This window comes from Euzebyella marina (assembly GCF_014855515.1).
GTDB classification, from domain to species: domain Bacteria; phylum Bacteroidota; class Bacteroidia; order Flavobacteriales; family Flavobacteriaceae; genus Euzebyella; species Euzebyella marina.
This window is the reverse complement of sequence record NZ_JACYFK010000001.1, coordinates 1292087-1306535: the sequence shown is the minus strand read 5'-3', so window position 1 is coordinate 1306535 and position 14449 is coordinate 1292087. Positions and strand designations below refer to the sequence as shown.

The 14449-nt window shown below is 40.1% G+C and carries 10 protein-coding genes; 3 read left to right on the top strand and 7 right to left on the bottom strand.

The window, feature by feature from the left end; translation table 11 throughout:
• Positions 1-17 precede the first annotated feature (17 nt).
• The 3 genes from IL356_RS05225 to IL356_RS05215 all read right to left on the bottom strand — a co-directional run bounded on the left by IL356_RS05225 (position 18) and on the right by IL356_RS05215 (position 3840).
• A complete protein-coding gene (locus IL356_RS05225) occupies positions 18-2582 on the bottom strand; it encodes a toxin-antitoxin system YwqK family antitoxin (protein WP_121850473.1) in 2565 nt (854 codons plus the stop codon).
• Between the two features lie 100 nt (positions 2583-2682).
• Positions 2683-3249 carry a hypothetical protein gene (locus IL356_RS05220; protein WP_121850474.1) on the bottom strand — a complete coding sequence of 189 codons (567 nt, stop codon included), beginning with the start codon at positions 3247-3249 and terminating at the stop codon, positions 2683-2685.
• A 9-nt stretch (positions 3250-3258) separates the two neighbouring features.
• Positions 3259-3840, bottom strand: a complete 582-nt coding sequence (locus tag IL356_RS05215; protein ID WP_121850475.1) for a DUF3575 domain-containing protein — start codon at positions 3838-3840, stop codon at positions 3259-3261.
• A 125-nt stretch (positions 3841-3965) separates the two neighbouring features.
• On the opposite strand from IL356_RS05215, the gene IL356_RS05210 reads away from it, so the two are divergent.
• The 3 genes from IL356_RS05210 to IL356_RS05200 all read left to right on the top strand — a co-directional run bounded on the left by IL356_RS05210 (position 3966) and on the right by IL356_RS05200 (position 7741).
• Positions 3966-5768: a M61 family metallopeptidase gene (locus IL356_RS05210; protein WP_121850476.1), complete on the top strand. Its 1803-nt coding sequence runs from the start codon at positions 3966-3968 to the stop codon at positions 5766-5768.
• The gene (locus IL356_RS05205) at positions 5756-6295 is read left to right on the top strand and encodes a GNAT family N-acetyltransferase (RefSeq protein ID WP_121850477.1); all 540 of its coding nucleotides are present in this window, start codon (positions 5756-5758) and stop codon (positions 6293-6295) included. Before IL356_RS05210 ends, IL356_RS05205 begins: the two co-directional genes overlap by 13 nt.
• A gap of 117 nt (positions 6296-6412) precedes the next feature.
• The gene (locus IL356_RS05200; RefSeq protein ID WP_162987956.1) at positions 6413-7741 is read left to right on the top strand and encodes a GAF domain-containing sensor histidine kinase; all 1329 of its coding nucleotides are present in this window, start codon (positions 6413-6415) and stop codon (positions 7739-7741) included.
• Between the two features lie 97 nt (positions 7742-7838).
• Here the strand turns inward: IL356_RS05200 and IL356_RS05195 are convergent, their stop codons facing one another.
• From IL356_RS05195 to IL356_RS05180, 4 genes are all read right to left on the bottom strand, one after another.
• Positions 7839-8117: a FoF1 ATP synthase subunit delta/epsilon gene (locus IL356_RS05195; RefSeq protein ID WP_121850478.1), complete on the bottom strand. Its 279-nt coding sequence runs from the start codon at positions 8115-8117 to the stop codon at positions 7839-7841.
• 77 nt (positions 8118-8194) lie between these two features.
• Positions 8195-9703 carry a F0F1 ATP synthase subunit beta gene (gene atpD / locus IL356_RS05190; RefSeq protein WP_121850479.1) on the bottom strand — a complete coding sequence of 503 codons (1509 nt, stop codon included), beginning with the start codon at positions 9701-9703 and terminating at the stop codon, positions 8195-8197.
• Positions 9704-9884: 181 nt separating this feature from the next.
• Entirely contained in the window at positions 9885-11504 is a 1620-nt protein-coding gene (locus IL356_RS05185; protein ID WP_121850824.1) for an SGNH/GDSL hydrolase family protein, read from the bottom strand.
• Between the two features lie 9 nt (positions 11505-11513).
• Positions 11514-14300, bottom strand: coding sequence for a TonB-dependent receptor (locus IL356_RS05180; protein WP_121850480.1), 2787 nt, complete (start codon positions 14298-14300; stop codon positions 11514-11516).
• Positions 14301-14449 lie beyond the last annotated feature (149 nt).

Here is a 14449-nt window from a genome sequence, read left to right as displayed (position 1 = left end):
CAAAAATATAACCTTTCTTAAAACAAATCTTTTTCACTGAAAAAGTCTAGTTCAAGACCCAGGCTTTTGGTGAAAAAAGTGTGCTCACCTAAAAAGAGGTTTTCCTCAGAGGTAAAAAGTACTTGATTATCTTCTCCATAAATATTGACAATCAATTCGCTTTCGGTCTTAGAGACGGAATAATAACTCATATTCTGACCGCCGTATCCTTTATTTAGATAAACAACCCCATTTTGCAGCTCACCCCTTTCAAAATTAGCCTGAGCTAATTCAATACCATTTTTATCGAACTTGACCACTACACCACTCAGATATCCCTCGAACATCTGATATTGATATTTTACTTGGTCAGAATCTTGATAATAGCTTTTGCATTCAACATTTTGTTCGTTCAAATACGTCTTGACCAATAAGGTATCATCCGTTTTAATTTCTTCTTTGATGAGTTGCCCATTTTTGTAGGTCTGTAAAGATTTTTCATTTTTATAATTGACCGATACCGTGCGCATGCCATTCATCGGCTTACCTTCTTTATACTCCATTTGAGCGATCTCATCCCCTTCATTGTTGTAATAAAAGGCTTTACCATTTAGGTGGTCATTGGCATAGTTTTCCTTTGAAACCACCATTCCGTCATAAGTATACGTCTTGAAAACACCCTCTTTTTTATTATCAACAAAAGAGCCCTCGGCAATTACATTCTTGTTGTAATCGAACTTTTTATAACAACCCGTTTTCTTACCTTTTTGAATTTGATATAATTCTTTTGTCGCAGGGTCGTACAAATCACCGCTCCAGGGTTTCTCATCTTTGAACTGTATCTCTGCCAGCAAGTTCCCCTCCCTATCATAATAAGAGGCGCAACAAGTAATATCAAAATCTTCAACTAGAACTGGGTCTATACTGCCATAAGAGACATTATTACCATAATCATATTTTTTGAAGGCCAACTGTTTACCATTGCTGGTCAACTCATATTCTTGAACTTCATCTGAATCACCAAAAAACTGATATCTAGCGCCATCTTTTTTCTCAAAATCATACTCGCCCATGATTTTGCCGTCTTTATCATAATAGACACCTTTTAACTCTTTGTAATTTCTATAGGTGATATCACTTTGCTTGTGTCCGTTACTATAGAAAAGAATCTCATTTATTTTATTAAAACCAGAGGCATCATATTTCTCTATTCTTTTAAACGTATCAGAATTTTCTTCGCTTATTTTTCGTTTTCTCCAAGAAGTTTTTTGCACAATGGCGCCTTCTTCATACTCTTCTATAGAACTTACCGTACCATCATAATAATCATAGCGAAATCTTTTACCCTTCCATGGTTTTGGATAAGAAGCACTATTTTCCATAGTTAGCGTACCTAGCTCATCTCCCTTACTGTCAAAATAAACTTCCTTTTCAGGAGTTTTAGAGACTTGAACCATTTCGGTTTTCGGGAAATAAACCTCTTCTTTGATCAGCTTGCCATTAGCATAGGTGGCTCGACCCGTCTCTCTTATTTCAGTACCATTAAACGGACTGTAATTTTCATATTCCATTCGGGCCAATTCAGTGCCGTCTTCGGAATAACTTATTTGAAGCGTCTTTTTGCCTTCTTCATATTTGGTAAGCGACCTTAGTTTATCGTTTTCATAATAGGTTGCGTCTTCTTGTACCTTACCATTTTCATAAACCGTTTTTCTTTCTACGCGGTATTCATCGGCGTAATCGTTCTTATGCACACCATACCCGAACCTGAAAACCACACCCTCTTTTGGTAAAATACCATAATTATCGATTTTGTATTCTACCCTTCCCATTTCTTCACCTTTGGGCGTATAATAGACATGGGCCAATTTCGGTTCTTGAAGAAATTCAGCTCGAACCTGACCATTAGGGTAAAAATCTGTCTGCCCTAAGACCTTGCCCCTACTGTAATAGGTGATACTTTTGACCCTCATGGGATCGTATACATACATTACTTCAACACCCTTCGTGTAACCATCAGAACCTGGTTGTTTTTCTCCAAGAAATTCACCCCCCTGCCCATAGTATTTACTATAGAGCTCATATTTTTTATTGGTACCTACCCGCTCTTGCCTAATACCATCTATATCATCTTGGTAAATAATTTCACGAATGGTATCCCCTACTTTTTGCATGTAGAACATACTATTGCCATAACCGGTATTTCTCTCACCCGAGATAAATTTTCCGTTTTTATATTTTGCAACCAACTTGTTCTTATTAAGAAAAGTAACAAAATCTCCATCTAGATAGCCATTGGCGTAGTTGCCTTCTTGTTTGATAGAACCATCTTCATTAAACCAAACCACCTTACCCTGCCATACTTCTTTAGTTGGCGATTGTGAAAAGCCCTTCATTTGCTTTTTCCCTGAAATAAAGAAATCTTGTATGTGGTACAAGTCACCTTTTTTGGTAACTGGCAAGCGATAGAAAGAAGCACTGTCTTTCTGCTGAACCAACTTCCAGTTCTCACTGTAATAGATAGTATCATTTTGAGCGTAGCTCGAATAAATCGATAAAAAGAGAATGAATAATGAGAAGCACTTTTTAATGGTTGTAATCATAATGCGTATTTTTCTTTTGTTGGAACAAAATTAAATCTGCAATAATTCTTACCTACCCCTTTTTTCAGGGATTTTCACTCAAAAGGCACTTTTGATTGGATTATTCAGTAACGGTAAACTCCCACAGCGCTTCTTCTTCATTTGAAAATTCATGGCGAATATCAAGATAGATTTCGTTGGCCTGATTATAACCATTATGAAAGATAACATGGCTTAGATTGAGCCTGAAGCTACCAGCTTCAGCCAAAACAATTCCGAATCTTGATTCGTACGCATCTCTTGAAGAATTGAGTAATGCCAAAATTTCTAGAGAATTATAGCCCCCATCATCTTTGTTGCCTAAAATAAACTGAGGGTCGAGATTAACCCAATTGTAGTCTTGCGAAAGATTTGAATATTTTTCTATTTGAAAGCTATAGCCAAACTCCTCATCTTTAGTAGTTTCATAAACATCTAACAGCTCTTCGTAGCCTTCTTCCGGTAGATATCTACTAAAATATTGTTCAACATAAAGTGTATCGCCAACCGAAAACTCATTTTGCAAAGGAAAGTCAAAAGCATTTTGTGCCGTTAACCAGATAGGCCTATATTCATCATCATCTGTTGACAAGCAACCCAAGAACAACAATGATGAGAAAAGAGATAGAAAAAATTTGAAAAGCCTCATAATTACAACCTAAAAACGATATCCTATTTTAATTCCGGTTCGTACAAAAGCAGCATTCAAGAACACGAAATCTACGTCAAAATTGGTTCGTAATCCTATCTGCGCTTCTAACACTACTTTTCTCCGGTAAAACAAAAAGCGATATCCGTAACCAACTCCTAACCCGCCGACCGAAAAGCTTTTTGAACCGACAGAATAAACACCATAACCCTCTTGATTCACATGCCTTAAATACCTACCAGATTCTTCTACCTGACTTAAAGACCCAAACACCTCTAGAAAATGACTTCTCTTTTGTGACCCATTAAAATAGATTCTTACAAAAGGGGTAATCTCGTAATTTGTTATGCGCTCGTAATAAGAGTCGTAAGTACTTAAATTTTGGAAACCTTCGCCATAGAGAGCAGCACCTATTCCTACAGCCCATTTATTGGCCACAATACGTTCATAGCTCAAATCAAAACTACCCGTTATCGGCAAAACTAGATTAGTGGAAATCTGATTATTAAGGTTTTCAGAAACCGATTCATTTTGTGCTACAACGGATAAGGAGAAAAAGAAAACGAGAATTTGAACTAAAGTTCTTACCATGAACCCAATCGATAGAAAAGTGTTTAAATAACCGACGAATCGGGTGCTTTTAAAATGGATTAAAGCGTACAACAAATTTAGTGTATGCACTCTATTAACCCTATATTAGCTCTAAAAATATTCAAATGAATTTGAATCTTCTTCTGATACTGTTTGCTTCCGCCTTTGTTTCTGCACAGACCAACACTTACACTATTTCTTTTGAAAATGCGGTACACCATGAAGCGACTATTCAGGCAAAATTTACAAACTTAGAAAACGACACCCTTTCCCTAAGAATGAGCCGAACATCTCCGGGCCGATATGCCCTGCACGAATTCGCCAAAAATGTATATGGCTTTAAAGCCACCGACAGTTCGGGAAAAGAATTAACGGTTATCCGGCCCGACCCTTATCAGTGGTTGGTTAGCGGCCATGATGGCACAATCAATATTCAATACACTCTATTTGCGAATAGAGGAGACGGCACGTATTCGCAAGTTGATGAAACCCATTCACATTTGAATATACCCGCCACTTTTATGTTTGCCCCAGGCCTCAAAGAAAGAAAAATAGAGGTTGATTTCAATGTTCGGGAAGACCTTGGGTGGAAGGTGGCCACACAGTTACCCTTAGTGTCAGGAACCACCTATAGTGCACCGAACCTATATTATTTTATGGATAGCCCTGTAGAAATAAGCAACTATTCCGTTAGGGAATTTAAAGTGGGGCCCAATAACAATGAACAGACCATTCAATTGGTGCTTCATCACAACGGAAGTGAAGAAGAACTAGATCAATATTTCGAGCAGGTAAAAAGTGTGGTAATTGCTGAAGAAAAAGTATACGGCGAGTTACCTAAATTCGATTACGGCCGTTACACTTTTTTGGCTTGTTACATACCAAATGCTTCAGGTGATGGTATGGAACACCGTAATTCGACCATTTTAACTAGCACCACGGCTTTGGCCGACGGGGGAATGAAAGGCAATATCGGCACGGTTTCGCACGAGTTCTTTCATGCCTGGAATGTAGAAAGGTTACGACCCAAAGCATTGGAGCCTTTTGATTTTGAAGAGGCCAATATGAGCGGAGAACTTTGGTTTGCAGAAGGATTCACCAGCTATTATACCGGTTTAAGCCTATGCAGGGCGGGAATATTATCGGCAGATGAATACATAGAAGGCATAACGGGAACGTTCAATTATGTGTGGAACTCTCCGGGTCGTCAATTTTTCAATCCAGTTGAAATGAGCTACCAAGCCCCCTTTGTTGATGCGGCCACTTCGGTAGACCCTGTCAACAGAGGCAACACTTTCATTTCGTACTATTCTTACGGAAGCATTCTCGGCCTTGCATTAGACCTATCACTGCGCGAAAACGATCTCACTCTAGATGATTATATGAAACACATGTGGTCAACGATGGGTAAACCTGAAAAGCCGTACACATTGCATAACCTACGTGAAGGACTTCAAGTGTACGCAGGTGAAAATTTCGCCGACCAATTTTTCGACAAGTACATATTCGACAGCCAAATGCCCGATTACCGATCACTGCTTGAAACGGTGGGCGTAATATTGGAACAATCAAAATCGCGACCTCATTTTGGGGTCAATGTAAGTCTTAATGGCGATGGTAATGGCGAAATCAGTTCGACACCCAAAATAGGTTCTCCCGCTTATAGAGCCGAACTGGAGGAAGGTGATATCATCACCCAAATAAATGGTGAAAACTTCCCGAACGGTCAACAGTTTACCGAATTCATAGGTGGTCTTAAAATTGGCGATCAGTTAAATATAACCTTTGAGAGATTCGGGATTCAGAAAAGTACACAAGTAACTTTAGAAGCCGACCCATCGTATTCCCTTTACACCTTTGAAAAAAAGGGTCAAAAACCATCGAAAAAGCAACTTAAAAAAAGAGAAAATTGGCTGTGGAGCAAGTAAATTTAATTACTTACAAAAGTTGTAGCTCAGATAGTGAGTTACAGCAAATATTATCGCTGCAGCAAAAAAATCTACCTAGCGCCCTGACTGAGGAAGAAAAAAGCAAAGAAGGATTTGTTACGGTTGTTCACACCTTTGAGATTTTAAAGAAAATGAACGAAGCCTGCCCCCACATTATAGCCATTGCTAATGATCAAGTAATAGCCTACGCGCTCAGCATGCACCCCAAGTTTGGCAACCAGATTGAGGTGCTTGTACCCATGTTCAATGAAATAGAAAAGTTAGAACTTACTGATTTTATAGCTATGGGACAGATTTGTATAGATAAACAATTTAGAAGAAAAGGCGTGTTCAGGCAATTATACCAAACTATGAAAACTACCGTTTTCCCCGAGTTTTCATCTATCGTTACCGAAGTTGATGCTGAAAACAAGAGGTCTCTAGCGGCCCATCAAGCGATAGGTTTTACCGACTTAACGGGTTATTGGTCTGGAAGCACATTTTGGAAAATCATTCAATTGAAGTAATTCAAATCGGGCTTTCAAATTTTACTTTCTATGGAAATAATATTGTAAATCTCTATATTGTAGACCATAATAACTTTAAACAATTAGAATTCCCCTGAAAAAGAGTTATTGTCAAATATGAAAGTAGCCCCAGAACATGAGAAGGAAGCTGAACGGCTAGAGCTTTTAAATTCCTATTCCATTTTAGACACCTTACCGGAAAAAGATTATGATAATCTGACCAAACTGGCTGCTGAAATTTGCCAAACACCTATTTCTCTGATTACCCTTTTAGATGACCACAGGCAATGGTTTAAATCGAACCATGGTTTGAACGTTAGGCAAACCCCCAAAGAACAAGCCTTTTGCAGCCATGCCATTCATCATAAAGATAGGGTATTTATGGTGAATGACTCCCGTGAAGACGAACGGTTTTTTGATAACCCTTTGGTAACGGGAGACCCCAATGTTATTTTTTATGCGGGGGTACCGCTAAAAGATTCTTTAGGGTTACCATTAGGAACCCTATGTGTAATCGACCATAAACCCCATTCGCTTAGTCAAAGCCAAATTGAAGCCTTGAACATTTTGGCCGAACAGGTAATGAATCTGCTCGAACTAAGAAAAAGCAGGCTAGAACTGGAAAAGAGAAACAACGAACTAACACTGCTCTCCAAAGATTTGGAAAATAAGGTGAAGATGCGCACCCAAGAGCTTAAAGCCCAAAATGAAGAGCTTGAAAAGATGAATGCCGAACTTCAATCGTTCGCCTACATTTCGAGCCATGACATGCAAGAACCCTTGCGCAAAATACAGACTTTCGTATCGCAAATTTTGGCAACCGAACATAAGAACCTTTCAGAAAAAGGTATTTATAGGTTCAATAGAATGCAATTGGCCGCTAATAGAATGCAGACCTTGATTCAAGATTTATTATCATATTCCCGTGCGGAAAAGTCAGGTCAACTGTTTATAGAAACCAAATTCGAAACCTTGATCAAAGAGGTAAGTGAAAACCTTAGAGAAGAACTTCACGATAAAAAAGCGAATTTAAATCTAAAAGGTTCGTGTAAGGCAGAAGTGATACCTTCACAATTCAAGCAGTTGTTCGTTAATCTTATTATCAATTCTCTAAAGTTCTCAAAAAAAGATATGCCTTCGGTTATCGATATTGAATTACAGGAGGCAATGCCAGTAGATATTAAAGGCTTACCCCTTAACCAAGAACGATCATATAGCCTTTTAACCTTAAAAGATAACGGAATAGGCTTTGATCAAAAATATGCCGAACAGATCTTTAAAATATTCCATAGACTTCATGACCGCAAGCAATATGAGGGTACGGGTATCGGCTTGGCCATTGTTAAAAAAATAGTTCAAAACCATCATGGCCATATTCGGGCCAAAAGCACCTTGGGTCAAGGGGTAACTTTTGAAATCTTCATACCCAAAAAACAGGATTTTTAGGTTTTTCGCAGTTAATTATATTCTATTACCTAAATAAAGTGAACCAAAAAAGCCCAAAAGATAACTTTTGGGCTTTAAAATTATTTGGCAATTATAATTAATCTGCCAGAACTATCACTTTATTGTCCTTCATTTCGACGGTACCACTTTTTATGTGCAAAAGGGTCTTACCATCTGAATCTTTAGAGAATTTAGAAGCATGTTCTTCATCGACGACAACATTGCCATCTACTTTCACATTACCTTCTTGCAACAATGAAATAATCGGTTCGTGATTATTTAACATCTGAAACTCTCCATTTACACCGGGTACGGTTACCGAGGTAACTTCTCCTGAAAAAAGGGTTGCTTCTGGTGATACGATTTCTAAATACATCTCTTATTAGTTATAAGTTCTAAGCTTTAAGTCAAAAGCCAAAGTACCTAAACCTTGAACTATTAACTTATAACTATTTACGCTTCTGCCAACATTCTCTCACCAGCCTCCATTGCTTCTTCAATGGTTCCTTTTAGGTTGAAAGCCGATTCTGGAAGATGATCCAATTCACCGTCCATAATCATATTAAAGCCTTTGATAGTTTCTTTAATATCAACCAAAACACCTGGAATACCTGTAAATTGCTCAGCTACGTGGAATGGTTGAGAAAGGAAACGCTGAACACGTCTTGCACGACCTACGGCCAATTTGTCTTCCTCAGACAATTCTTCCATACCCAAGATGGCAATGATATCTTGTAATTCTTTATATCTCTGTAAAAGCTCTTTTACGCGCTGTGCACAGTTGTAGTGGTCTTCTCCTAAGATTTCGGCAGTAAGAATCCTAGAAGTAGAATCCAATGGATCCACTGCAGGATAAATACCTAACTCAGCAATCTTACGAGACAATACGGTTGTAGCATCCAAGTGAGCAAACGTTGTTGCAGGAGCAGGATCCGTAAGGTCATCCGCAGGTACATATACCGCCTGTACAGATGTAATAGAACCTCTTTTGGTTGAGGTAATACGCTCTTGCATAGCACCCATTTCGGTAGCCAATGTAGGCTGGTAACCCACCGCTGATGGCATACGACCTAAAAGAGCCGATACCTCAGAACCTGCTTGGGTAAAACGGAAAATATTATCAACGAAGAAAAGAACATCTTTACCTTGCCCGTCTCCAGCACCATCACGGAAATACTCAGCTATTGTCAAGCCTGAAAGAGCCACACGAGCACGTGCCCCTGGTGGTTCGTTCATCTGACCGAATACGAAAGTTGCCTTTGATTCTTTCATTGCAGCTTTATCTACCTTGGTCAAATCCCATCCGCCATCTTCCATACTGTGCATGAAATCTTCACCGTATTTAATAATACCGGACTCCAACATCTCACGAAGCAAGTCATTACCCTCACGGGTTCTTTCACCTACCCCTGCAAATACGGAAAGACCACCATGGCCCTTGGCGATATTGTTAATCAATTCTTGAATCAAAACGGTCTTACCGACACCAGCACCACCGAAAAGACCAATTTTACCACCTTTAGCATAAGGCTCGATAAGGTCGATTACTTTAATACCAGTATAAAGAACTTCTGTAGAAGTAGATAAATCTTCGAATTTAGGTGCTTCTCTGTGGATAGGAAGCCCCTTCTCTCCAGCTTTTGGCAAGTTGCCCAAGCCATCGATAGCATCACCAATTACATTGAACAAACGGCCATAAACATCATCACCGATCGGCATTTGAATGGCATTACCGGTCGCCAATACATCAGTTCCGCGGCTTAGACCATCGGTTGAATCCATAGAGATAGTTCTTACCGTATTTTCACCTACGTGAGATTGAACCTCTAGCACCAACTTAGAACCATCCTTATTGGTGATTTCCAATGAATCGTAGATTTTAGGAAGGACATCACCTGATTGGAATTCAACATCCACAACCGGCCCAATAATCTGCGAAACTTTACCTGTAACTTTAGACATTACCTTTTCGTTTAAAAATTCAATTGATTAACTATTGATAGACAGTTTTTTTCACCTGTGTTTTTCAGGGTGCAAAGGTAGCTTTTTCAATTTTAACTAAAAACTACTTTTTGTTCTTTTTTAAACACAAAAAACGGCACCTTACAATAGCACCGTTTTTTGTTGATTTTCTCACACTTACCTATCGCAAACTAGGTGAATAATTGGTTGGGAAATCTCCTATATTGTATAGACTTCCGGAAGCCTCAAAGTTCGATTCATAAGTGGCGTCGATAGCTTTCATAAACTCATTTGCCAACAGGGCATAACCTCTAGCGGTAGGGTGAACACCATCAAGTGAAAAGGCGCCCCCTGTTACTAAATTGGCAGATAAAGTGAAATCACCATCGGTGACGCCGCCATTTGCCAAGTCTTGCATAATAGCGTTTGCATCAACGAAAGCCAAGCCGGCACCTGAGGCAGCTGCAGCAATCGTAGCATTAAAATTATCTATTGCCGTGCTAATTTCAGCTTGCTCTTCAGGGGTCAAAACCCACTTATCGGCCAAAGGCATACTAATACCTTCAACAGAAAACTGGCCGGCAATTTCCATTGGCAATCCTTGAGACATTAGAAAGGCAACCGAGTCTGTATTCACCGTTCCGATGATCTTACTACTAGGTAACACCAAAAGGTCTTCTTCGGTTGCTTGTCTGGTCTGCCCGTAAGTAACCCCTAAAAGATTAGCTACAATAGGCGCCGCCTCTGAAGGAAGACCGAATTGTTGAACGAACAAAGGAAAACCAGGGTTTGCATTTAATGCTCCGGCAATTTGAGCCGACAAATCGGTTAAGTTTTCATCTAAAATGACCACCGCACTGGCTTCTGTTTCGGAAAATGTTACAATTCTATCAGTTTCTCCCAGTGCCGTATAGATTTGATTGAGCGTACCAAAAATAGTATTCAATGTAGGAATCTGAGGTCCGAAATCCGGGTTTGTAGGATCTAATGGATTATGAGGTACGGTCGTAAAATGAGGTATGGAAGTCACATAAGGTATGTTGGCCATTACTCCTTTTGCACCATTGCCAGTCAAACTAGTGACCAACGTACTGATGGCCACATCAAAAGTGGCTTGATCAGTAATCGGGTTGGTACCGTCACCACCAGAGGTGGCATACCCGAGCACATCATTATTACCTGCCCAGAGGGTGAAAAAAGTAGGGGACTGTGCCAACGCAAGCTCTAAAATTCTTGCATCGGGCGTACTGCCCGTCATTCTAACAAAAAAAGGGTTCGCTAATTGAGCCTCAAGATTAGCAATATTTCCATACCCCGGTGCCAAAAGATGAAAACTCTTAGCTCCAGGAACTCCTAAATTATTAAATGGCCCCGATGGATTGTTCAGTACTATATCGGTCGTAGGACTTATAGGTCCGACTACTTCCTCTAAATCAACCGGTCCGGCACCACCGAAAACCAACCTCGGCTTAAAACCTTCTAATTGAGCACCGCCTACCAACAGACCGCCAATATTATCGTTCGCCAATGGCTGGGTAAACGCTCCGCCTCCTACCAAAGAAAATTTGGCCGCAAGTAGATTTGGCATTGAATTTTCTTGACCTGCAATAAAAAGTGCGTTATCGGTATAACCTGCCGTAAGGGAATTTCCTAAAGAAACATAAGTTGAAAAGTCTGCCGACCCAGCTGTGAGTTCGGGTATTTCTGCCACCTCTTCGGTGCGGTCAAAATCCTCTTCAGTATTACAAGCAACAAAGACCAATGACATGGCCATTAATGCAATATATCTAGTTTTCATCATCATATTCTATTATAGGTTGTTGATTGTCCAAGAAACATAATACATCGATCCGATAAATCCGGTACCAAAAGCGGTAAAGTATTCATCGCCCAGCAAGTTGGTAGCACCAGCCTTAAAAGATGATTTAATTTTTGGCACTTTGTAGCTTATCTGAGCGTCCAATACATGAAATTCGGGCACGACGCCATTACCAAAAGTTGCCTCCCAGAAATAATCATCACTAAAACGATAGGCAAGATTGAACCCAAAATTTTTGAACACATCGGTATTGCCCAACGAGGCCTTGAACTTGTGCTCAGGCGTATTGAAGTTGCTCATAAAATCAGGATTCGCCTCTTGATCAAAATCTTGCTTGGCATAGGTATAACTTCCACTTAAATCATACCCTCCAAACAATGAAGCCGTTAAACCAATGGAAGCTCCGTAAGAAGATATATCAACATCTGAATTGGTATAAGCGCTGTATGCTTGAAAATCATCATTGACTATGGCCGCCACAGAAAGAGAACCGTCTCCGACCGTTCCGTAATAAGGTGCTATTACCACCTCTTGCGAAATAAAGTCTTTGTAGTTGTTATAATAAGCACTAAAATCAATGACTAACTTATCTATTTTACCACGGTAACCTACCTCTACCGAGGTTACCTGCTCAGGCTTCACCACTTCTGGGTTGGCTATGACCAAATCGGCCGGATTGCCAGTAACCCCAAGTCTTTGCACAGAGCTTAAGGAATATGAATTCTCATAAGCCGCTTTACCGGTTTGAGTAATGGCAGCGGGCTGCTGAAAATTCTGTTGAGCTGCACCACTGACTTCGAAACTTCTTGAATACCTATCTAAGTTATCAGGTGCCGAACCTACAAGAATTGCCCGACCGGCATCAAGACCGATAAAAAGGTCTTGTGTAGTCGGATTTCTGAAGCCGGTCTGTACAGACGCACGAATATTGTGGTCTCTGTTCAACGTCAAACCTGCGGATAACCTCGGGGAGAAGAAACCATCAAAAAACTCCGATTTATCATAGCGCACAGAACCCGTTAGTTTTAGGTTCATGCCTTCGTTGAAGTCGATTGTTTTTTGAACTTGGGTATACAGTCCAAATTCCGAATAATCGATAGTTCCATCATAGTCTGTATAAATGGTGCCGAACGAGTTTAGGCCATATCTTCTAAACGAACCACCGACCTGAATTTCGGCAAAATCTACCAAATGGCTGAAATTATAATTACCATCTACATGATAATATTTGGAAGCATCTCTAAATTGAGATCCGGTAGACAAATTAGGATCATTGATACTTCTGTTAAAGGCCGCTTCAAATTCTGGTGTACCCGGTTCAAATCGACCAGATTCGGCTTGGGCCCTTGCCGCCGCATGAGCTTGCTCATTCGTAGCTCCTGCCAAAGTCGCTTGTACATAGGCCCCAGTATACTCTCCGAACCAAGTTTGGTCATCTTTCCAAGCCCTATTGATATTTATTCCCGTAAATACCATGTCATAAGAATCACCAGCCTTATCGGCCACCATATAACCTCTTAGAAAGAAATTATCGTTTCGAAATTCTATTTTATGCTGTTCTTGAAAGAAGTTATTGATGTTATAGCGGTTGGTACCTTGATAAATGGTTGATCCTGTACCTACCTTACCCACATAAGCAATTTCAAAATCGTTCTCCCAAGGCCGGTAATAAAGACCCCAATCCGCCTTAACACTTTCTGCGTTGTAATTAGTAAGGTATCTTTCATTGTAACCCGTTCTACTTACTTCTTGGGATGGAACCAAAGCATTAGCGCCAGCTGGCAATAAGCCTAAACCCTCCAATGTTACCGCTACATCTTTGATATCGGCGGAAACCTCATCCCCATAAACGTTGATACCATCATAGTTAAGATCGGACCTTGTACCTCCAACGCGAGTTTTGTCCACTTCACTGGTGGCGGCCCAGTCGGTGCCTTTCAAGTATCCGAAGTTCACTTTACCGGCAAACTTCTCACTAAACTTATGGGCGGCCCTGATACCAAAATCGGTGTACGGATTATCGCCTGCGGCTTCTTGAGAAGTGATACCTCTTTTAATATAACCACTCAACCCTTGGTGGTCGAATGGATTTTTACTTCTCATAAAAAGAATTCCGTTAAAGGCGTTGGCCCCATAAAGCGCAGAAGATGCCCCTGGCAAAAGTTCAACACTTTGTACATCGGTCTCAATCATACCGACCAAGTTACCTATAGGAAAGTTCAAGGCAGGTGTTGAGTTATCCATTCCATCTACCAACTGCATGAAGCGCGTGTTTGCAAAGGTGGCAAAACCCCTAGTATTGACACTTTTAAAGGTTAAACTGTTGGTGTTGACATCAACCCCTTTAAGATTTTCTAGTCCGTCATAAAAATCCGCGGATGCCGTATTCCTAATTTCCTGTAAACCAAAACGTTCAACGGTAACTGGTGATTCAAAGATACGTTCCGGAGTTCTAGATGCCGAAATGACCACCTCATCCAAAAAAGTTTGGGTTTCAGAAAGTACAATTGTAAGTGTTTGGTTGTTTGAGGTTACTTCCTCGGTTGCGGAAGCATAACCGATACTGGTAATAGTTAACTGAAAGGGGGGGACTTCAGAAGTTTCAAGAGTAAAATCCCCATCGAAGTTCGCTGTTGCCCCAATCGCTTTTCCAGTAATCACGATATTCGCACCAGGTATGGGCTCATTGTTCTGATCTACCACTTTCCCGTTTACCGTCGTTTGGGCGATAGCAAATCCACCAAAAAACAGCAATGCCAAAAATAGTACTCTTTTCATGTTAAGTTTAAGTTAAATAGGTTCGTATAGGCAAGTTACATTTTTTTTCACTCCAAAAATACTAATTTGAAAAAAATTATGCGCGCATAATATATTTTTCTCAATCAGAACGTGCAAATATTAAGAAAACCCAATAAAAAAGGCCACGG